Raw genomic sequence first — 19388 nt, 5'->3', positions numbered from 1 at the left:
CTTCGGAGCGACGCCATGAGCAACTGGGTTGTCTCTCTGGCCGGGCCCCGGCACGTACGCCTGGAGCCCTGCCCCGCGGACCGGCTCGGTCCGGGCCAGGTCCGCGTCCGCACCCACTACTCGGGCATCTCCGCCGGCACCGAGCTGACGCTCTACCGGGGCAGCAACCCGCGACTGCGCAAGGACTGGGACGCCGGCGCCCGCATGTTCGTGCCCCGCCAGGCCGGGTCCGCGTACCCGGTGGTGGGTTTCGGTTACGAGGAGGTCGGCGAGATCGTCGAGGTCGCCCCCGACGTCGCCGGGCGGCGGCCCGGCCAGCTCGTCTGGGGCATCTGGGGGCACCGCGCCGAAGCGGTGCTGCCCGCGGCGGCGGCGCATCCGCTGCCGCCCGGCATCGACCCGCTCGCCGCCGTCTTCGCCCGCCCCGGCGCCATCGCGCTGACCGCCGTGCTCGCCGGTGACCTGCACCTGGGCGACTGGGTGGGCGTCTTCGGGCAGGGCGTGATCGGGCTGCTCGGCACGCGCCTCGCGGTGCTCTCCGGAGCCCGCGTGGTCGCCGTCGACCGGATGCCCGGGCGGCTCGCGCACGCCACCGGGCTCGGCGCCCGCCGGACGGTCGACGCCGCCGCCGAGTCGCCCGCCGCCGCGCTGCGCGCCGAGAGCGGCGGCCGGGGCGCCGACGTGTGCCTGGAGCTGTCCGGGTCGTACCCGGCGCTGCACGAGGCGATCCGGGCCACCGCCCACGCCGGCCGCGTCGTCGCGGCCGGCTTCTACCAGGGGTACGCCCACGGGCTGGAACTCGGCGAGGAGTTCCACCACAACCGGATCCAGCTGGTGGCCGCCCAGGTCTCCGGGCCGGACCCGGCGCCCGGCACGGCCGGCCGGTGGTCCGGGACCCGGATCGCGGACACGTTCATGGACCTGGTGGCCGAGGGCAGCGTCGACCCGCTGCCGCTGGTGAGCCACGTCGTCGACGCGGGCGCGGTGGCCGACGCGCTGGCGTTGCTCGACCGCGGTGACGGTGACGTCCTCCAAGTGGTGCTGAGGTTCTGATGGACATTCCGCTCGCCTGCCAGGAGCAGCTGCTCCCCGGCGCCGACCTGATCGGGAAGTACGCCCTCGCCGTCTCCCTCGGCTACCAGGGCATCGAGCTGCGCGGCCGGGGTGACCTCGCGCTGGCCGGGCGGCTGCCGGAGCTGCGCCGCGCCCGCGCCGCCGGCGTGGTCATGCCGACCGTCTGCGTCGAGATGGACCACTTCGTCGGCGACTTCGACCCGGGCCGCTCCCGCGACGCGGTGGACAACCTGCGCTCCCAGCTCTCGGTGATCGCCGAGCTGGGCGGCGTCGGCGCGATGACCCCTGCCGCGTGGGGCATGTTCTCCCGCCGGCTGCCCCCGTTCGAACCACCACGCTCGGCCGACGACGACCGGCGGGTGCTCGTCGACGCCCTGGGCGAGCTGGCCGGGCACGCCCGCGCCGAAGGGGTCACCGTGTTCCTGGAACCGCTCAACCGGTACGAGGACCACATGGTCAACCGGCTCGACCAGGCCGTCGAGCTGTGCCGCGCGGTCGGGTCACCGGCGCTGCGGGTGGCCGCCGACACGTACCACATGAACATCGAGGAGGACGACCCGAACGCCGCGCTGCGCGCCGCCGCGCCGTACCTCGGGCACGTGCAGGTCAGCGACTCCAACCGGCACCAGCCCGGCGCGGGGCACCTCGACTGGGCGGCGCTGCTGGGCACGCTGGACGCGATCGGCTACACCGGCTGGCTCGCGCTGGAGTGCCGGCTGCGCGGCGAGCCGGTCGCCGCGCTGCGCCAGGCCGCCACCGCGCTGGCCCAGGCCCGTCCCCGGCGGGCCGCCGCATGACGCTGACCACCGGGGTACGCGCCGACGCCGACCGTCACGCCCGGCTGCGCCGCCTCGCGCTGGCCACCCTGGACGCCAACTGGGAACAGGACCACACGGTGCCCTCCCGCACGCTCTACCCGCACCAGTGGAGCTGGGACTCGGCGTTCATCGCGATCGGCCTGGCACACGTCCGCCCCGACCGGGCCTGGCGGGAGCTGCGGACGCTGTTCGCCGCGCAGTGGATCGACGGGCGGGTGCCGCACATCGTGTTCAACCCCGCCTCCCGTGCCGGGCCGTACTTCCCCGGGCCCCAGTTCTGGGACTCGGCCCGCGCCGAGGGCGCCCCGGCCCGCGCCACCTCCGGCATCGTCCAGCCGCCGGTGCACGCCCCGGCCGCCTGGCTGGTGCACCGCCGCGCCTCCTCCGAGGCGTCGGTGGCCGCGCTGCGCCGGCTCTACCCGAGGCTCGTCGCGCAGCAGCGCTACCTGACCGGGCGGCGCGACGCGGGCGGCGGCGGGCTGGCCGCGATCGTGCACCCGTGGGAGTCCGGACTGGACAACAGCCCGGCCTGGGACGCGCCGCTGGCCGGGGTGCCCGCCGACGAGGCGGTGATGCGCGCGTACCGCCGGCACGACACCGCGCACGCCGACGCGGCGCAGCGCCCCACCGACCTGGACTACGCGCGCTACGTCGCGCTGGTGGAGTCGTACCGGGCCGGCCGCTACCGGGACGAGGGGCTGCTCGGGCGGCACCCGTTCCTGGTGGAGTGCCCGTTGGTGAACGCCGCGCTCGGCGTCTCCGAGTACGCCCTCGCGCGCATCGCCTCGGTGATCGGCGCCGACCCGGGGCCGCACCGGGACCGGGGGGCCCGGATCACCGAGGCGATGGTCACCCGGCTCTGGGACCCGGTCACCGGCACGTTCCGTCCCCGCGACGTGCGCGCCGACCGCCTCGTGCCGGCCCGTACCGTGCTCGGGCTGATGCCGCTGGCGCTGCCCGAGCTGCCCGCCGCGCAGGTGTCGGCGGTGCTGGCCGAGGCGTGCTCGCCGCGTTTCGGGCTGGCCGCCCGGATGGACCGGCCGCTGCCCACGTACGACCGCACCGCCCCGGACTTCGAGCCGCTGCGCTACTGGCGCGGGCCGAGCTGGATCAACACCGGCTGGCTGCTCTGGCAGGGTCTGCGTACCCACCGCCGGGCCGACCTGGCCGCCGGACTGCGCGAGTCGCTGCTCGACCTGGTCGACCGGGCCGGCTGCCACGAGTACTTCCACCCGGACACCGGCGCCGGACTCGGCTCGCCGGCGTTCAGCTGGACCGCCGCGCTGGTGCTGGACGCGCTCGCCCAGGAGTGATACCGGTGGACGCCGGGTGGACCGACGCGGGCCGGCCAGGCTCAGGCGACGCCGACGCGCAGGGCCGCCATCGGGGCGTCGTCGATCGCGTAGCCGAGCGCGTCGACCACCTCTACCACGCCGCTGACCTGCCGGGCCAGCCGCACCGCGAGCTGCGCCGTGGAACGTCGCTCCACCTGCCCGGTCAGCGTCACCACGCCCCGCTGCACCGTCACGTCGACCACGCCGTCGCGGACGCCGAGGCTGCGCCACAGCACCTCCTCGACCACGTCGCGCCGGATGCCGGCGTCCGGGCGCAGGTGCACCTTGAGCAGGTCACCGCGGGTGACGATGCCGACCAGGCGGCCGAGGTCGTCGACCACCGGCAGCCGCTTCACGCCGCGCGTGTCCATCAGCCGGGCCGCCTCCACGATCGTGGCGTCCGGCGTGATCGTGACCGGCGGAGCGGTCATCAGGTCCGCGGCGAGCGTCGCACCGGCCTTCGCCTGCGCCTCGCGGCGGTGCCGGTCGGGCAGGATCCGCCGCTCCCGGGGCTGCCCCAGCAGCTCCACCTTGTACATCAGGTCCGCCTCGGACACCACGCCGAGCACCCGCCGGGTCTCGTCCACCACCGGCGCCGCCGTCACGTGCCGGTCGGTCAGCACGTCGACGATCTCCCGGTACGCCGTGCCCTCCCGTACCGACGCCACGTCCCTGGTCATCACGTCCTGCACCTGCCACGTACGCATGGCGAACCTCCCTGTGTCCGCCCCCGACGCTAGGCGGCGGCGACGGGGGAGGAGCAGGGGCGCAATGACCAGGTCAGGGGGCCGGAGGTCCCGAATCACCCAGCCGCTGCCGGCTCGGCGACCTCGTCGAGGGGCGGCTCGGCGGTCAGCAGGGCGGCCGGCACCGGCTCGACCGCCACCCGGCAGTCGTGGAACGTCGGCGCCTCGCCCAGGTCGGTGTCGCGGACGCCGGTGACCGCGTTGACGGTGGAACGCCCCGGGCTGCGCCCCGCCCAGTACGCCTTGTACGTGAACGCGCACCCCGGCCGGGCCGCCTCGTCCACCGCCACCGCGGCGAGGAACGCGCCCCGGTCGTTGTGCACACGTACCGCGTCGCCGTCGGCGAGCCCGTGCGCCGCCGCGTCGGCCGGGTGCAGGTGCAGCCGCGGCGGCCCGGCCCGGCGGGTGTGCCAGGGCAGCGACGCGAACGTGGAGTTCATCAGGTAGCGGTTGGCCGGGGTGAGCAGCGTCAGCGGGAACCGGCGGGCCAGTTCCGGGTCGGCCGCCTCGGCCGGTGGCGTGTACCCGGGCAGCGGGTCCACCCCGAGCGCGGCGAGCGCCGGGTCGTGCAGCCGGGCCCGCCCGTCCGCTGTGGGGAAACCACCAGCGGCGTACGGCGCGGAACCGACCGGCACGCCGGTGAGCCGCGCGTACGTGCGTTCGCGCAGCTCCTCGAACGTGATCGGCGCGCCGGCCAGCAACTGCCGGGCCAGGTCCTCGTCGCTGTCCGAGAACGCCGGGTGGTCGATCCCGAGCGCGGCGGCGATCCGCCGGAAGATCTCGGTGTTCGGCAGCGCCTCGCCCGGCGCGCGGGTGACCGGCAGGTTCAACGTCGTGTAGTGGTGCCCGTAGGACGTCTGCAGGTCCAGGTGCTCGGGCTGCATGGTGGCCGGGAGCACCACGTCGGCGTAGTCGCAGGTGTCGGTCCAGCGCTGCTCCAGCACCACTGTGAACAGGTCGGCGCGGCCCAGCCCGGTGAGCAGCCGGGCCTGGTCCGGCGCGGTCGCCGCCGGGTTGGCGTTGAACACCACGAGCGAGGTGACAGGCGGGTCGGCCTCCCCGGTGAGCACGGTGGCCAGCCGGCTCATGTTCAGCGTCCGGGCCGGTGGGGCCGGCATGCCGGCGGGCCGGATCACCGGACCGTTGTCGACCCGGTGGTGGCCGCTGGTGGTCACCAGCGCCCCGCCGCCGGGGTACCGGAAGTCGCCGGTGACCAGCGGCAACGCGCAGATGGCGCGGATCGCCTGCCCGGCGCCGTGGTGCCGTTGCAGGCCCAGCCCGACGCGGATTGCGGTGGGCCGGGTGGTGGCGATCCGCTCGCCGAGGCGGCGTACCACCTCGGGCGGCAGGCCGCACTCGGCGGCGGCCCGCTCCACCGGCCAGTCGTCGAGCCGGGCGGCCAGTTCCGGCCAGCCGGTGGTGTGCGCGGCCAGCCACGCCTCGTCGGCCGCCCCGGCGTCGCGGACGTGGCGCATCAGCCCGAGCGCGAGCGCCGCGTCGGTGCCGGGTAGCGGCGCGACGTGCTCGTCGCTGCGGGCCGCCGTGTCGGTGCGCAGCGGGTCGATCGTCACCACGTACGCGCCGCGCTCGCGGGCCTGCTGCACGAACGGCCACAGGTGCAGGTTGGTCACCAGCGGGTTGGCGCCCCAGAGGACGATCAGCTCCGCCTCGACGATCGACTCCGGTTCGAAGCCGACCGAGGCGCCGTACAGCGAGCGCAGCGCCGCCCGCGCCGCCGCCGTGCAGATGGTGGTGTCCAGCCGGGACGCGCCCAGGTGGGCGAAGAGCCGGGGTCCCATGGTCCAGCCCTGGACCAGGCCCATCGTGCCGGCGAAGTAGTAGGGCAGCACCGACTCCGGGCCGTGGAGTTCGATGCTCGCGCGCAGTCCGGCGGCCACCCGCTCGACTGCCTCGTCCCAGCTCGCCGACCGGTACGCGACCCGTCCCGCGCCCTTCGGGCCGGTGCGGACCCAGGGCGTGGTGAGCCGGTCCGGCCCGTTCACCGCGTCCAGGTAGCGGTTCACCTTGCCGCAGAGCGCGCCCCTGGTGAACGGGTGGTCACGGTCGCCGCGCAGCCCGACCGCGACGCCGTCGGAGACGGTGAGCTGCCAGACGCAGGTGTCGGGGCAGTCCAGCGGGCAGGCGCCGGGGTGGGTGGTGACGGGGGCCATGGGCCGGATGTTACTCCCGGTTCGTGGTGCGGCAGCCACTCGTGGTGACCGGCCGCGGGCCGGGGGCGTTTGGCCGGGGTGGGGGCGGGTACCCGCCGGGGCCGACCGGTGCGGGCGTGGTGCCCGCCGGCGGCGAGGGGAGGGGTGGGATGCGGTTCCCCCTGTTCGTCGAGGCGGTGGCGCGGCGGTCCGAGTTGCCGTCCGACGAGGCCGCGACCATCTCCCGGGCGGTGTTGCAGGCCCTCGCCGAGCGGGTCACCGCGGACGAGACGGCCGACCTGGCGGCGCAGTTGCCGGACGACGTCGGCGGCTATCTGGAGCCGGGTGGGATCGCCGTGACCGGCGGCGCGGTGGACTTCCTGTACCGGGTGGCCGAGCGTGCGGCGGTGGATCCGGCGGTCGCCGAGGTGGGCGCGGTGGCGGTGCTCGCCACGCTGCGCGACACGGTGACGGTGGGGGAGTTCCAGGACCTCGTCGCGCAGCTTCCGAAGGGCTTCGACGCGATGGTGGACCCGATCCCGCGGCCACCCTACGATGTCTGAGCAGGCTCCCCGCGATCCGGGTTGAGCTGCGGCACCGGGGCCGCTCCGACGAAGATTCGACTGCCAGAAAGTATTTTCACCGTAAAATAACTCGTCGGCGTTCGCGTACGCTGTAAAACGTCTACGCGCTAGAGGGATGATCGGACGGATTCCTCCGTCCGAGGTTCCAGGACGTCTTCCTCCCTTCGGCTCAAGCCGCATCGATGCTCTTCCGGTGCGGTGATTGAGCAATATTCTGCTTCCAATGTGAAGTCCTGGGGGGGATCAATGATCACATTCGTCGATTGCTGCGTGCCTGTCCTCTGTGGAGCGTATCCCGCTTCCTGACATGGCGGAGCCGATGATTATCAATCGTTTCGGCGCGATCACGGCAGTACACGGCGGACGTCCGGCACTTCTCGGTGAGACCCACGAGGTCACCTACACCGAGCTGGCCGGGGCGGCCGGCGGGCACATGGCCGTGTTCGCCGCCGCAGGCCTGCGTCCCGGAGACCGGATCGCGCTGCTCACCGCGCACGGCGCACCGACCGTCGCGGCGCTGCTCGGCGCCCTGGCCGCCGGGTGCGCGTACGTGCCACTGGACCCGGGCTTCCCGGTCGCCCGGCTGCGCCACATGGTCGACGCCGCCGGCGTCACCGCCGTCGCGTGCGCCGCCGAGCACCGCGACCTGGCCTCGGCGCTGGCCGGCGAGCGTCCGGTCGTGCCGCTGGACGAGGTGCCGCCGGCCCCGCTGCGCCCGGTTCCGGCCGAGCCGGACGCGCTGGCGTACGTGCTGTTCACCTCCGGCTCCACCGGCGTGCCCAAGGCGGTCGGGCAGACCCACCGCAACCTGGCCCACGTCGTCGACAACCAGATCGCCGCACTAGGCGTCGGACCGGACGACCGGCTCAGCCTGCTCGCGTCGTTCAGCTTCGACGCCGCCATCCCCGACCTCTACCCGGCGCTGCTCACCGGCGCCGCCGTCGTCCCGGTCGACCTGCGCCGCCAGGGACTCGCGTACGCCGTCGAGCAGCTCGACCGGCACCGCGCCACCGTGCTGCACTGCACGCCCACCGTCTACCGCTTCCTGCTCGACACGCTCGGCGCGCGCCGGCTGGCCACGGTGCGGGCGGTGCTGCTCGGCGGCGAACAGGCCACCTGGACCGACGCGGCCCGCGGCCGGGACCGGTTCGCCCCCGAGTGCGTGCTGGTCAACGGCTACGGCGCCACCGAGATGACGTTCGCCGCCCGGCATCTGCTGCCGCTGTCCGAGGTGGACCCGGACGCCCGCGGGCCGCTGCCGGTCGGCACCGCGTTCCCCGGCTACCGGCTCGACCTCGCCCCGGACACCGGCGAGATCGTCGTCCACAGCCGGCACCTCGCCCCCGGCTACCTCAACCAGGACAGCGACCGGTTCGGCGTCGACGCCGACGGGGTGCCGTCGTACCGCACCGGTGACCTCGGCCGGCTGCTGCCCGGCGGGGAACTGGTCTGCCTCGGCCGGCTCGACCGTCAGGTCAAGGTACGCGGACACCGGGTCGAGCTGACCGAGATCGAAGCGGTGCTGTCCGCCCAGCCCGGCGTCGCCGGCGTCCGCGCCATCGTGCGCGACGGCGAACTGCTCGCGTACGCCCGCCCGGCCGGCGCCCGCCCCGACCCGGCGGCGCTGCGCGCCGCCCTGACCGCGGAGCTGCCCGACTACGCGGTGCCCCGCGCGGTGGTGGTCGACGAGTTCCCGCTCACCGTCACCGGCAAGGTCGACGAGCGGGCGCTGCCCGACCCGGTGACCGAGGTGCCCGCCGACGCGGCGCCGGCCACCGAGACCGAGCGCGCCGTGCACGACATCTGGTGCGCGGTGCTCGGCCGCGACGCGGTCGGCCGCACCGACAGCTTCTTCGACGTGGGCGGGCAGTCGCTGCTGCTGGGCCAGGTTCAGCAGCGCCTCGCCGAGCGGTTCGGCGTCCGCCTGCCGATGCTGCGCCTGTTCGACCACCCGACCGTCGCCACCCAGGCGGCGCTGCTCGACGCCCCGCCCGAGGCGGTCCGCGCCCCGGTGCTGCCCGCGCCCGCCGCGCCGGTACGCGCCGCCCGCGAGTACACCGGCGACGAGATCGCCGTGGTCGGCCTCGCCGGCCGGTTCCCCGGCGCGCCCGACGTGGCCACGTACTGGTGGAACCTGTGCACCGGGGTCGACTCGGTGCACGACCACACCGACGAGGAACTGGCCGCGCTCGGCGTCGGGCCCGGCCTGCTCGCCGACCCCCGGCACGTGCGCGCCACCGGCCGGCTCGACGGGGTGGCCGACTTCGACGCCGAGTTCTTCGGCTTCGGCGCCGACGAGGCCGCCCGTACCGACCCGCAGCACCGGCTGTTCCTGGAGACCGCCTGGGAGGCGCTGGAGGACGCCGGGCACGACCCGGCCCGCTTCCCCGGGCTGGTCGGCGTCTACGCCGCCACCTCGGCAAACCGCTACTTCCTGTTCCACCTGATGGACAACCCGGCGGTGGTCGGCGACGTCGACCCGGACGACTGGGAGGCCCGGCTCGTCGGCCGCCAGCTCACCGACCACCTGCCCGGGCAGGTGGCCTACCGGCTCGGCCTGACCGGCCCGGCGATGGCCGTGCAGTCCGCCTGCTCCAGTTCGCTCGTCGCGGTGTGCGTGGCCGCGCAGAGCCTCGCCGACTACCAGTGCGACCTGGCCCTGGCCGGCGGCTCCACCGTGATGTGGCCCCGGCACCGGGCAGGCGGGCTCGTCTCGCCCGACGGCCGGTGCCGCGCCTTCGACGAGGCCGCCGCCGGCTCCGGCTTCGGCTCCGGCGCCGGCGTGGTCGCCCTGCGCCGGCTCGCCGACGCGCAGGCCGACGGCGACCGCATCTACGCGATCCTGCCCGGCTGGGCGGTCACCAACGACGGCCCGGACCGGGCCGGCTTCGCGGTGCCCGGCCCGGCCGGGCAGGCCGCCGCCGTCGCGGGCGCGCTCGCCACCGCCGAGGTCGCGCCGGGCGAGGTCCGCTTCGTCGAGGGCCACGGCAGCGGCACGCCGCTCGGTGACGCCATCGAGGTCGCGGCGCTGCACGAGGTGTACGCGGGCGCCGCGCCCGCCGAGTCCACGGCGCTCGGCTCGGTCAAGACGAACATCGGTCACCTCGACGCCGCCGCCGGCATCGCCGGGCTGATCAAGACGGTGCTCGCCGTCCGGCACGGGGTGATCCCGCCGAACCTGCACTTCACCCGCCCGCACCCGGAGATCGACCTGACGGCCGGACCGTTCTACGTGCCCACCAAGGCGCGGGACTGGCCGGACGGCGCGCGCCGGGTCGCCGGGGTCAGCGCGTTCGGCCTCGGCGGCACCAACGCGCACGTGGTGGTGGAACAGCCGCCACCGGCCGAGCCGGCCGACCCGCCCGGCGAGGGGCCGTGGCTGCTGCCGGTCTCCGCGCGTACCCCGGCGGCGCTGCGGGCCGCGCTGACCCGCCTGCGGACCCACCTGGCCGGCGCCGCCCCGGCACTGTCCGACGTGGCCGCCACGCTGGCGCTGGGCCGGCGGGCGTTCGCGCACCGGGCGGCGGTGGTCGCCGCCGACCTGCCGGCCGCGCTGTCCGCCCTGGACGTGTTGCTGGACACCGACGCCCGGATCGCCGGCGACGGCGGTCCGCTGCGCGAGACGGCCGCCGACTGGGTCGCCGGGCGTGACGTCGACTGGCACGAGCTGCACCCCGACGGCACGGTGCGTCGCACCGGACTGCCCACCTACCCGTTCCAGCGCCGCCGGCACTGGATCGACCCCGTGCAGAAAGGTCCGCGGTGAACTGGTTCGTCTCCGCCGGAAGCCGACCCGAGGCCCCGGTGCGATTGTTCTGCCTGCCCTACGCCGGTGCGGGCGCCAGCGCGTTCCGGCGCTGGGCGTCCGAGTTCGGCGAGAGCGTCGACGTGACGCCGGTGCAACTGCCCGGCCGGGAGAACCGGATCACCGAGGACCCGCGCTTCAGCGTCGCCGAGGTGGCCGACGCCATCGCCTCCCGGGCCGACCGCCCGTACGCGATCTACGGCCACTCGATGGGCGGACGGCTCGGCTTCGACGTGGTCCGCGAGCTGCGCCGCACCGGCCGCCCGCTGCCGCTGCGGCTCTACGTCGGCGGTGCCCGCGCCCCGCACGTACGCACCCCCGGCCCGTTCGACGGGCTGTCCCGGGCGAGCGACGACGAGCTGCTGCGCCGCCTCGGCGAGGGCGGCGGCCTCCCCGCCGAACTGCTCGACCACCCGGAGCTGGTGGAACTGCTGCTGCCGCTGCTGCGCGCCGACTTCGGCCGGGTCGACGACTACCGCCACGTGCCCGGCGAGCCGCTGCCGGTGCCGATCGTCGCGTTCGCCGGCCGCACCGACCGGGCGGTCACCCGGGACCAGAACGCGGCCTGGGCCGAGCACACCGCGGCCGGGTTCACCCTGCACGAGCTGGACGGCGGGCACTTCTTCCTGCACGACCGGCTGCCCGAGCTGGCCGCGCTGATCCGCGCCGACCTGACCGCCGCGCTCTCGGACCCCCGCGCCGGCACGCCGGACGCGGGTCCGGACCCGGTGCGCGCCGCCGGCCGCGGGACCGCCGGCGCCGCGCACCGGGTCCCCCTCGGCGACACCGGCTGGTCGGTGTGGCGCGACGCGGTGCTGCGTACCACCGGGTTCCCGGCCGACGGGCTGGAGCTGTTCAGCGCGCCCCGGGCCGCCACCGCCGCCGACGAGCTGCTCGCCACCGGCGCGGGCGCGGACCGGTTCGACAAGGAGTTCGAGGAGGCGCTGCGCTCCGGCGCGCAGCGGTTCAGCGCGCTGGCCGCCGATCCGCTGCTTCGCGAGGCGGTCACCTGGCAGAACCGGGGCGCGCTCGTCGCGTTCGACGGGCTGGTGCGCGGCGGCGCCGACGCGGCCCGCAACGTACGCCGCCGCGACCGGGAACGGGCGCTGCTGAAGTACTGGCAGCGCTACTGCGGCAAGAACGAGACGGTCGGCTTCTTCGGGCCCAGCTGCTGGGTCACAGTCGATCCGGCACAGCCGGAAGTTGCCCGGGTCAACCCCGGCGACCGGTTGACCCGCCGACGCTGGGTGTGGTTCGAGTCGTGGGCGCTGACCGCGTACGCCGACCGGATCGGCGCGGACCTGGCGGTCCGCCGCTGGTGGCCACCGATGCTCCGGCCACACCTGGCGGTCCGGGACCGGGCCGTGCTGCGCCCCGGACGTCCGCCGCTGACGCTGACCCCGGTCGAGGCCGGGCTGCTGCGCGCGGCCGACGGGCGGCGCCCCGCCGCCGACCTGGTCGCCGACCCGGCGATCGGGCTGCGCCGCCCCGAGGACGGCTACGCGCTGCTCGACCGCCTGGTGGAGCGGGAACTGATCACCTGGGACGCGGCCCTGCCGGTGAGCCCGGACGCCGAACGGGTGCTGGCCGACCGGATCGAGGCGATCGGTGACGAGCCGGCCCGCGCCGCCGCCCGCGCCGGGTTCGACCGGCTGCGCGCCGCGCGCGACGAGGTGGCCGCGGCGGCCGGGGACGCGGAGCGGCTGCGCGCCGCGCTGGACGCGCTCGACGCCACGTTCACCGAGCTGACCGGCGTGCCCGCGGTACGCCGGGCCGGACAGATGTACGCCGGGCGCACGGTCTGCTACGAGGACAGCGCCCGGGACCTGGACGTGGTCTTCGGCGCGCCGCTGCTGGCCGAGCTGGCCGCCCCGCTGGACGTGCTGCTGCGCGCCGCCCGCTGGCTGGCCAACGCGCTCGCCCGCGCCTACCTCGACGTGCTGCGCGGCCTGTACGAGGAACTGCGCGCCGAGTCCGGCGGCCCGGTGCCGCTGGCCGACCTGTGGTTCCTGGCCCAGGGCATGTTCTGGGGCGACGGCGAGCGGCCCGTCGACGCGGTGGCGGCGGAGTTCGCCGCCCGCTGGTCCGGGCTGTTCGGCCTGGACACGCTGCCCGCCGGCAGCACCGACGTACGGCTGCGCGCGGCCGACCTCGCCGACCGGATCGACGCGGTGTTCCCCGGCGCCGGCCCGGAGTGGTCCAACGCCGCCATCCACAGCCCCGACCTGCAGATCTGCGCCACCGACGCGGACGCGCTGCGGCGCGGCGACTACACCGTGGTGCTCGGCGAGCTGCACGCCGCCTGGTCGTCGTTCGACTGCGCCGTGTTCACCCCGTCGCACCCGGACGTGGAGCGGCTGCGCGACGCGCTGGCGGCGGACCTCGGGCAGCGGCGCGTCCGGCTGCTGTTCCCGGCCGACTGGCCGCGCCGGACCAGCCGTACCGCCGAGTCGCTGACCGGCCCGACCGACCGGCACCTGGCGTTCCTCGACGCGCCCGGCGCCGACCCGGCCCGCGTGCTGCCCACAGTCGACCTGGTCGTCGACGACGTCGACGGCGAACTGGTGGCGACCGCCTCGGACGGGCAGCGCTGGCCGCTCACCGAGATCTTCGCCGAGCCGTTCAGCGCGCACGCCGTGGACGGCTTCAAGCTGGTCGCCGCCGCGCCGTACACGCCCCGGATCACCGTGGACCGGCTGGTGCTGGCCCGGCAGACGTGGCGGACCACAGTGGGCGCCAGCGGCCTGGCCGTCCCGAACGGGGAGCGCGAGCGCTTCCTCGCCGTCCGGGACTGGCGCCGCCGCCTCGGCCTGCCCGAACAGGTGTACGTCAAGTTCGGCACCGAGACCAAGCCCTGCTTCGTCGACCTGTCCGCGCCGGCGTTCGCCACCACGCTCTGCGCGATGGCGCGCGCCGCCCGCGTCGACGGCGGCGACGACGTCTCGTTCACCGTCAGCGAGATGCTGCCCGCCCCGGAGCAGGCGTGGGTGCCCGACGGACAGGGCCGCCGCTACTTCAGCGAGCTGCGCCTGCACATCACCGACGCCCGGCGGGAGGACCACCGGTGAGCCATCTGGTGCCCCTGGGCGACACCGGCTGGTCGGTGTGGCGTGACGTGGTCCTGCGGACCGCCGGTTTCCCGGCCGCCGGGCTGGACCGGTTCGCCGCGCCGGACTGCGCCGCCGTCGCGGACGCGCTGCTCGCCGGCGACACCGGCGCCGAGGTGTTCGACAAGACGTTGCGAGAGGCGTTCGCCGAGTCCTCCGCGGTGGCCGGCGAGCTGGCCGCCGACCTGCTGCTGCGCGAGGCGGTGACCTGGCAGAACCCGGACATGCTGATCGCGCTGGACGGGCTGCTGCGCACCGACCCGCAGGTCCGCAACGTGCGCCGCCGCAAGCGCGAGCTGAGCCTGCTGCGCTACTGGCAGCGCTACTGCGGCAAGGCCGAGACCATCGGCTTCTTCGGCCCGGTCTGCTGGGGCACGTTCGACACCACCCGGCCCGGCGTGCACACCGTGCCCGGTGCCGCGCTGGTGCACGGGCGGCGGGTGTACTTCGAGGCGTGGGCGCTCATCGCGTACGCCGACCGGCTCGCCGACGACCTGGCGGTGCGCCGCTGGTGGGCGCCGGCCCTGCAACCGCACCTGACCGTCGCCGGCCGGGAGCTGCGCTGGCCGCTGCACCCGCCGATCGCGCTGACCCCGGTCGAGGCGCTGGTGCTCGGCGCCTGCGACGGGCGTACGCCCGCGGTGGAGCTGGCGCAGCGGCTGTGCGACGCCGGTGAGGTGCACAGCGCCGACGACGTCTACCTGCTGCTGGACCGGTGGGTCGAGCGCGGCCAGCTCAGCTGGGGCGCGAACCTGCCGATCGCGCCCGACGCCGAGCTGGTGCTCGAAGCGCGGATCGCCGCGATCGGCGACGAGCCGGTCCGCGCCGCCACAGCGGCCGAGTTCGGCCGGCTGCGCGCCGCCCGCGACGAGGTGGCCGCGTCGGCCGGCGACCCGGACCGGCTCGGCGCCGCGCTCGCCGCGCTCAACGCCGAGTTCACCGCCGTCACCGGCCGACCGGCCACCCGGCACAGCGGGCAGATGTACGCCGCCCGCACCGTCTGCTACGAGGAGACCGCCCGCGACCTGGAGTTCCGCATCGGGTCGGCGGTCATCGACGCGCTCGCCGAGCCCCTCGCCGTGGTGCTGCGTACCGCCCGCTGGTTCACCGGCGAGGTGGCCGCCCGCTGCGGTGAGGTCTTCACCGAACTGCACGAGGAACTGGCCGCCGACGGCCCCGTGCGGCTGGCCGACCTGTGGCTGCTGGCCCAGGGCACGCTCGTCTCCCCGGACGGCCCGATCGGCCGGGCCGGCGCCACGCTCACCGCACGCTGGGCCGAGCTGTTCGGCCTGGCCGACCTGCCCGAGGGGCAGCCGGAGCTGCGGCTGCGCGCCGCGGACCTGACCGACCGGGTCCGGGAACTGTTCCCGGCGACCCGACCCGGCTGGCCGTCGGCCCGGCTGCACAACCCGGACGTGCAGCTGTGCGCCGCCTCGCCGGAGGCCGTCGAACGCGGCGACTTCCTGCTCGTGCTCGGCGAGCTGCACCCGGCGTCGGTCGCGTTCGACAGCGCGGTGCTCAGCCCGTTCCACCCCGACCCGGCGGCGCTGCGCGCCGACCTCGACGCCGACCTGGGCCCGGTCCGGCTGCGGGTGCTGTGGCCGGACAGCTTCCCCCGCCGCACCACCCGCACCACGTACGCGCTGACCGGCCCGGCGGACCGCCAGCTCGGCATCGACACGGCGCACGGCGCCGACGTGGACCGCCTGGTCCCGGCCACCGCCGTGCTGGTCGAACGCACCGGCGACACGCTCACCGCGGTCTTCCCCGACGGCGCCCGCTGGCCGCTGATGGAGGTCTTCGCCACGCTGCTCGGCTCGCTGCTGCTCGACGCGTTCAAGCTGCTCGGCGCCGCGGCGTACACGCCCCGGATCACCATCGACCGGCTGGTGGTGGCACGGCGCACCTGGCGCACCACGGCCGGGGCGTGCGGGCTGGGCGGCCACCCCGACGAGTCCGCCCGCTACCTGGCGGTACGCCGCTGGCGCGCCGAGACCGGCCTGCCCGAGCGGGTCTTCGTCAAGGTCGGCACCGAGATCAAACCCTGCTACGTGGACCTGACCGGGCCGCTGTACGCGCAGTCCCTGTGCGCCATGGTCGACGCCGCGCTGCGGACCGGGCCGGACGTGCCGGTGGTGGTCTCCGAACTGCTGCCCGCCCCCGCCGAGGCCTGGGTGCCCGACGCCCAGGGCCGCGGCTACGTCAGCGAACTGCGCCTCCAGATCACCGACCCGGCCGAGCACCTTGGAGCACTCCGGTGACCGACACCCTGACCGTCAGCGCCGTCCACGGCACCGACCTGCCCTGGCCGGACGCCACCCTCGCCGACCTGATCACCGCGCAGGCGGCCCGCACCCCGGACGCGGTGGCGGTGCGCCAGTGGGACACCCGGCTCACCTACCGGCAGCTCGTCGACCGGGCCGCCGGGGTGGCCGCCGCGCTGCGTGAGCACGGCGTCGGCCGGGGCGACCGGGTCGGCGTGTGCGGCGCGCGTACCCCCGACCTGGTGACGACTGTGGTCGGCGTGCTGCTCGCCGGCGCCGCGTACGTGCCGCTGGAGCCGGGCGGCCCCCGGGCCCGGCTGCGCGGCATCGTCCGCGACGCGGGCGTCCGGGTCGTCGTCGGCGACGCGGCGGCGGCCGAGTTCGGCGACGAGCCCGGCGTGACGGCGCTCGGCCTGCCCGGCCCGGCCCCGCTCGCGCCCTGCCCGGCCCGCCCCGGCGACCCGGCGTACGTGCTGTTCACCTCCGGCTCCACCGGCCGCCCGAAGGGCGTGCTGACCACCCACCGCAACGCCGTCGAGTTCGTCACCGGCGTGAGCGCGCTGACCGGCGCCGACGCCTCGGTGCGCAGCCTCGGCATCGCCTCGCTCGGCTTCGACGCCGCCACCATGGACCTGTTCGTGCCGCTGACGCTCGGCGGCGCGGTGCAGCTGCTCGGCGCCGACGACCGGGCCGACCCGGTCCGGCTCGCCCGGTTCGTCGCCGAGCACGAGGTCACCTGGGGCTTCATCACCCCGACCGTGCTGTCGCTGCTGGACCCGGCCGGGTTCCCGTCATGGCGGGTGCTGCTCTGCGGCGGCGAGGCGGTCCCGGCCGAGCTGGTCGCCCGCTGGGCGCCGGGCCGGCGGTTCCTCAACGGCTACGGCCCCACCGAGACCACGGTGCTGGCGGTCACCTGCGACCTCACCCCGGCCGACACCGACCCGATGCCGATCGGCCGGCCGCTGCCCAACCACCGGGCGTACGTGGTCGACGCCGACCTGCGGCCGGTGCCGGCGGGCGAGACCGGCGAGCTGCTGATCGGCGGGCCCGGCCTGGCCGACGGCTACCTGAACCGGCCCGGCCTGACCGCCGAGCGGTTCGTGCCCGACCCGTTCGGCGACGTCCCCGGCGATCGGCTCTACCGCACCGGCGACCTGGTCCGGCAGGGCCCGGACGGCCGGATCGTCTACCTGGGCCGCGCCGACCGGCAGGTGAAGGTGCGCGGCCAGCGCATCGAGCTGGGCGAGATCGAGGCGGTGCTGGCCGCCTGCCCCGGCGTCGAGCGCGTCGCGGTGGAGGCGGTGCCCGGCCCGGCCGGCGCCGAGCTGGTCGCGTTCCTCACCCCGGCCGGCGCGCCCGGCGACGACGAGCTGCGGGCGTACGCGCAGACGCGGCTGACCACCGCGATGCTGCCGGCCCGGACGGTGCGGCTGGACGCGCTGCCGGTCAGCCCGGTCACCGGCAAGCTGGACCGGCCGGCGCTGCGCGAACTGGCCGCGGCGACCCCGGCCGCAGTCGCCGACGCGTCCGCCGACGACGACCCGGTGACGGCGGCGGTCCGGCGCGTCTGGACCCGGCTGCTCGGCGCCGCGCCCGCCCCGGACAGCGACTTCCTCGCCGCCGGCGGCAACTCCATCGCCGCGATGCGGCTGGTCGCGGCGCTGCGCGCGGAGCTGGGCCGGCAGGTGGACACCCGGGTGCTGTTCGCCGACCGCACGTTCGCCGCGCTGGTGGACCGGGTCCGCGCCGCCGACCCGGCCGACGCCGACGGGCTGACCACCGGCAACCCGCCGACGCTGTCCCCGCCGCAGCGGCGGCTGTGGTTCATGGACCAGCTCGCCCCGTCCAGCGCGCCGTACAACATCGCCGTCGCGCACCGGCTGCGCGGGCCGCTGGACGTCGCCGCGCTCGGCGCCGCGCTGCGGGCCGTCGCCGAACGGCACGACGTGCTGCGCTGGCGGATCCCGCAGAACGGCGGCGTGCCGTACGCGGTCCGCGAGGAACCCACCGACGTGGCGGTGCCGGTGGTCGACCTGACCGCCGCCGCCGACCCGGACACCGAGCTGGCCGGCATGCTCGCGGCCGGCGCCGGGCACGCGTTCGACCTGGCCACCGGCCCGCCCTGGCAGGTGACCGTGTACCGGCTCGCCGCGCAGGAGCACGTGCTCGCGGTCACCGTGCACCACGCGGTCTTCGACGGCTGGTCCGAGGCGCTGCTCTACGACGAGCTGGCGCTCGCGTACGCCCGCGCGCTCGGCCGGTCCGTGCCGGGCCGCCCGCCGCTGCCCGCCACGTACGCCGACTACGCGGTGTGGCGCGCCGACCGGGACCGGCGCCGCGGCGAGACCGACCTGGCCTGGTGGACCGCGCACCTGGCCGGCGCGCCGACGGTGCTGGACCTGCCCCGCGACCGGCCCCGCCCGGCCGTGCAGACGTACGCCGGCGCGGAGGCCGCGGTACGGCTGGACGAGGCCGCCGACCGGGACGTGCGCGACCTGGCCGCGCGGCGCGGCACCACAGTCGCCGCGGTGCTGCTGGCCGCGTTCGGCGAGCTGCTGCGCCGGGTCACCGGCGGCGACGAGCACGTGCTCGGCGCGATCGTCGCCGACCGGCGGCTGGCCGCGTTCGACGAGGTGATCGGGTTCTTCATCGACACCGTGCCGGTGCGGGTCCGCTCCGGTGGCGCGAGCTTCGCCGAGCAGGTCGACCGGGCCGCCGCCGAGCTGCACGAGGTCACCGCCCACCCGGGCGCGCCGCTGGAACGCATCGTGGAGGCGCTCGGCGTGGGCCGGGACACCTCCCGCGCCCCGCTGGTGCAGGTGCTGTTCAACGTGCTCAACTTCGCCCCGCCCCGGCTGGCGCTGACCGGCCTGGCGGCCGAGCCGGTGTCGGTGCCCAAGCCCGGCTCGCCGTTCGACCTGACCGTCTACGTGGTGGAGCGTGACGGGCGGGCCGGCGTCGAGGTGGTGCACAACCCGGACCTGTTCACCGCCGAGCGGATCAGCGCGCTCCTGGCCGACCTGGCCGCCCTGGTCGGCGCGCTCGCCGCCGATCCGGACGCGCCGGCCGCCGAGGTGGCGCCCGAGCTGCCCCGCCCGGCGGTGCGTGTGGCCGCGCTCGGCGCGATGACCGTCGCCACCGCCGAACCGGCCCGCGCGCCGCTGCCCACCGGCTCGGACGCGCTCACCGGCACCGAGGAGCTGATCGCCGGCATCTGGCGCGACGTGCTCGGCCGGGACACCGTCGGCGTCACCGACAACTTCTTCGACATCGGCGGCCACTCGATGGCCCTGGCCGCCGTGTACGCCCGGCTCACCGAGGCCACCGGCCGCTCGATCACCATGCTCGACCTGTTCCGCCACCCGACCGTGCGGGCGCTCGCCGCCAGCCTGGACGGGGCCGCCGACCGGCCGGAACTGGCCCGCGCCGCGCTGCGCGCCGCCGCGCGGCGGGGCCGCGCCCGCCGAACCCCGCCGCCACGCCGACCTCACCCGTGACGCGATCCC

10 protein-coding genes are annotated in these 19388 nt (G+C 76.2%); 8 read left to right on the top strand and 2 right to left on the bottom strand.

Features of this window, described 5'->3' with window-relative positions:
- The first annotated feature begins 15 nt into the window (after positions 1–15).
- The 3 genes from A4R25_RS08345 to A4R25_RS08335 are packed head-to-tail and all read left to right on the top strand — an operon-like array spanning position 16 to position 3205.
- Positions 16–1053 carry a zinc-binding dehydrogenase gene (locus tag A4R25_RS08345; protein ID WP_064446194.1) on the top strand — a complete coding sequence of 346 codons (1038 nt, stop codon included), beginning with the start codon at positions 16–18 and terminating at the stop codon, positions 1051–1053.
- Positions 1053–1871, top strand: coding sequence for a sugar phosphate isomerase/epimerase family protein (locus A4R25_RS08340; RefSeq protein WP_043324649.1), 819 nt, complete (start codon positions 1053–1055; stop codon positions 1869–1871). Before A4R25_RS08345 ends, A4R25_RS08340 begins: the two co-directional genes overlap by 1 nt.
- On the top strand, positions 1868–3205 hold the full coding sequence (locus A4R25_RS08335; RefSeq protein WP_064446193.1) for a hypothetical protein: 1338 nt from the start codon (positions 1868–1870) through the stop codon (positions 3203–3205). Before A4R25_RS08340 ends, A4R25_RS08335 begins: the two co-directional genes overlap by 4 nt.
- A gap of 41 nt (positions 3206–3246) precedes the next feature.
- Here A4R25_RS08335 and A4R25_RS08330 read toward each other — a convergent pair whose 3' ends face one another.
- Both A4R25_RS08330 and A4R25_RS08325 read right to left on the bottom strand, forming a co-directional pair.
- Positions 3247–3933, bottom strand: a complete 687-nt coding sequence (locus A4R25_RS08330; RefSeq protein WP_064446192.1) for a CBS domain-containing protein — start codon at positions 3931–3933, stop codon at positions 3247–3249.
- A gap of 95 nt (positions 3934–4028) precedes the next feature.
- On the bottom strand, positions 4029–6143 hold the full coding sequence (locus tag A4R25_RS08325; protein WP_064446191.1) for a molybdopterin-dependent oxidoreductase: 2115 nt from the start codon (positions 6141–6143) through the stop codon (positions 4029–4031).
- Between the two features lie 149 nt (positions 6144–6292).
- Here A4R25_RS08325 and A4R25_RS08320 point away from each other — a divergent pair, with 149 nt between their 5' ends.
- From A4R25_RS08320 to A4R25_RS08300, 5 genes are all read left to right on the top strand, one after another.
- The gene (locus tag A4R25_RS08320) at positions 6293–6685 is read left to right on the top strand and encodes a DUF2267 domain-containing protein (protein ID WP_064446190.1); all 393 of its coding nucleotides are present in this window, start codon (positions 6293–6295) and stop codon (positions 6683–6685) included.
- A gap of 340 nt (positions 6686–7025) precedes the next feature.
- Positions 7026–10472 carry a beta-ketoacyl synthase N-terminal-like domain-containing protein gene (locus A4R25_RS08315; RefSeq protein WP_231915452.1) on the top strand — a complete coding sequence of 1149 codons (3447 nt, stop codon included), beginning with the start codon at positions 7026–7028 and terminating at the stop codon, positions 10470–10472.
- Positions 10469–13579 carry a thioesterase domain-containing protein gene (locus A4R25_RS08310; RefSeq protein ID WP_082930930.1) on the top strand — a complete coding sequence of 1037 codons (3111 nt, stop codon included), beginning with the start codon at positions 10469–10471 and terminating at the stop codon, positions 13577–13579. Before A4R25_RS08315 ends, A4R25_RS08310 begins: the two co-directional genes overlap by 4 nt.
- Positions 13576–15879, top strand: coding sequence for a lantibiotic dehydratase (locus A4R25_RS08305; RefSeq protein WP_064446188.1), 2304 nt, complete (start codon positions 13576–13578; stop codon positions 15877–15879). Before A4R25_RS08310 ends, A4R25_RS08305 begins: the two co-directional genes overlap by 4 nt.
- Positions 15876–19379: a non-ribosomal peptide synthetase gene (locus tag A4R25_RS08300; protein WP_064446187.1), complete on the top strand. Its 3504-nt coding sequence runs from the start codon at positions 15876–15878 to the stop codon at positions 19377–19379. Before A4R25_RS08305 ends, A4R25_RS08300 begins: the two co-directional genes overlap by 4 nt.
- Positions 19380–19388 lie beyond the last annotated feature (9 nt).

Source organism: Micromonospora sp. NBRC 110037 (assembly GCF_001652995.1).
Classification (GTDB): Bacteria; Actinomycetota; Actinomycetes; order Mycobacteriales; family Micromonosporaceae; genus Micromonospora; species Micromonospora chalcea.
This window is presented reverse-complemented; position numbering and strand designations above follow the sequence as displayed.

Excerpts from the sequence above, each read along its gene's own strand:
- A4R25_RS08315 (WP_231915452.1), top strand. The coding sequence starts at position 7,026 with ATGATTATCAATCGTTTCGGCGCGATCACGGCAGTACACGGCGGACGT.
- A4R25_RS08335 (WP_064446193.1), top strand. The coding sequence starts at position 1,868 with ATGACGCTGACCACCGGGGTACGCGCCGACGCCGACCGTCACGCCCGG.
- A4R25_RS08320 (WP_064446190.1), top strand. The coding sequence starts at position 6,293 with ATGCGGTTCCCCCTGTTCGTCGAGGCGGTGGCGCGGCGGTCCGAGTTG.
- A4R25_RS08345 (WP_064446194.1), top strand. The coding sequence starts at position 16 with ATGAGCAACTGGGTTGTCTCTCTGGCCGGGCCCCGGCACGTACGCCTG.
- A4R25_RS08325 (WP_064446191.1), bottom strand. The coding sequence starts at position 6,143 with ATGGCCCCCGTCACCACCCACCCCGGCGCCTGCCCGCTGGACTGCCCC.
- A4R25_RS08330 (WP_064446192.1), bottom strand. The coding sequence starts at position 3,933 with ATGCGTACGTGGCAGGTGCAGGACGTGATGACCAGGGACGTGGCGTCG.
- A4R25_RS08340 (WP_043324649.1), top strand. The coding sequence starts at position 1,053 with ATGGACATTCCGCTCGCCTGCCAGGAGCAGCTGCTCCCCGGCGCCGAC.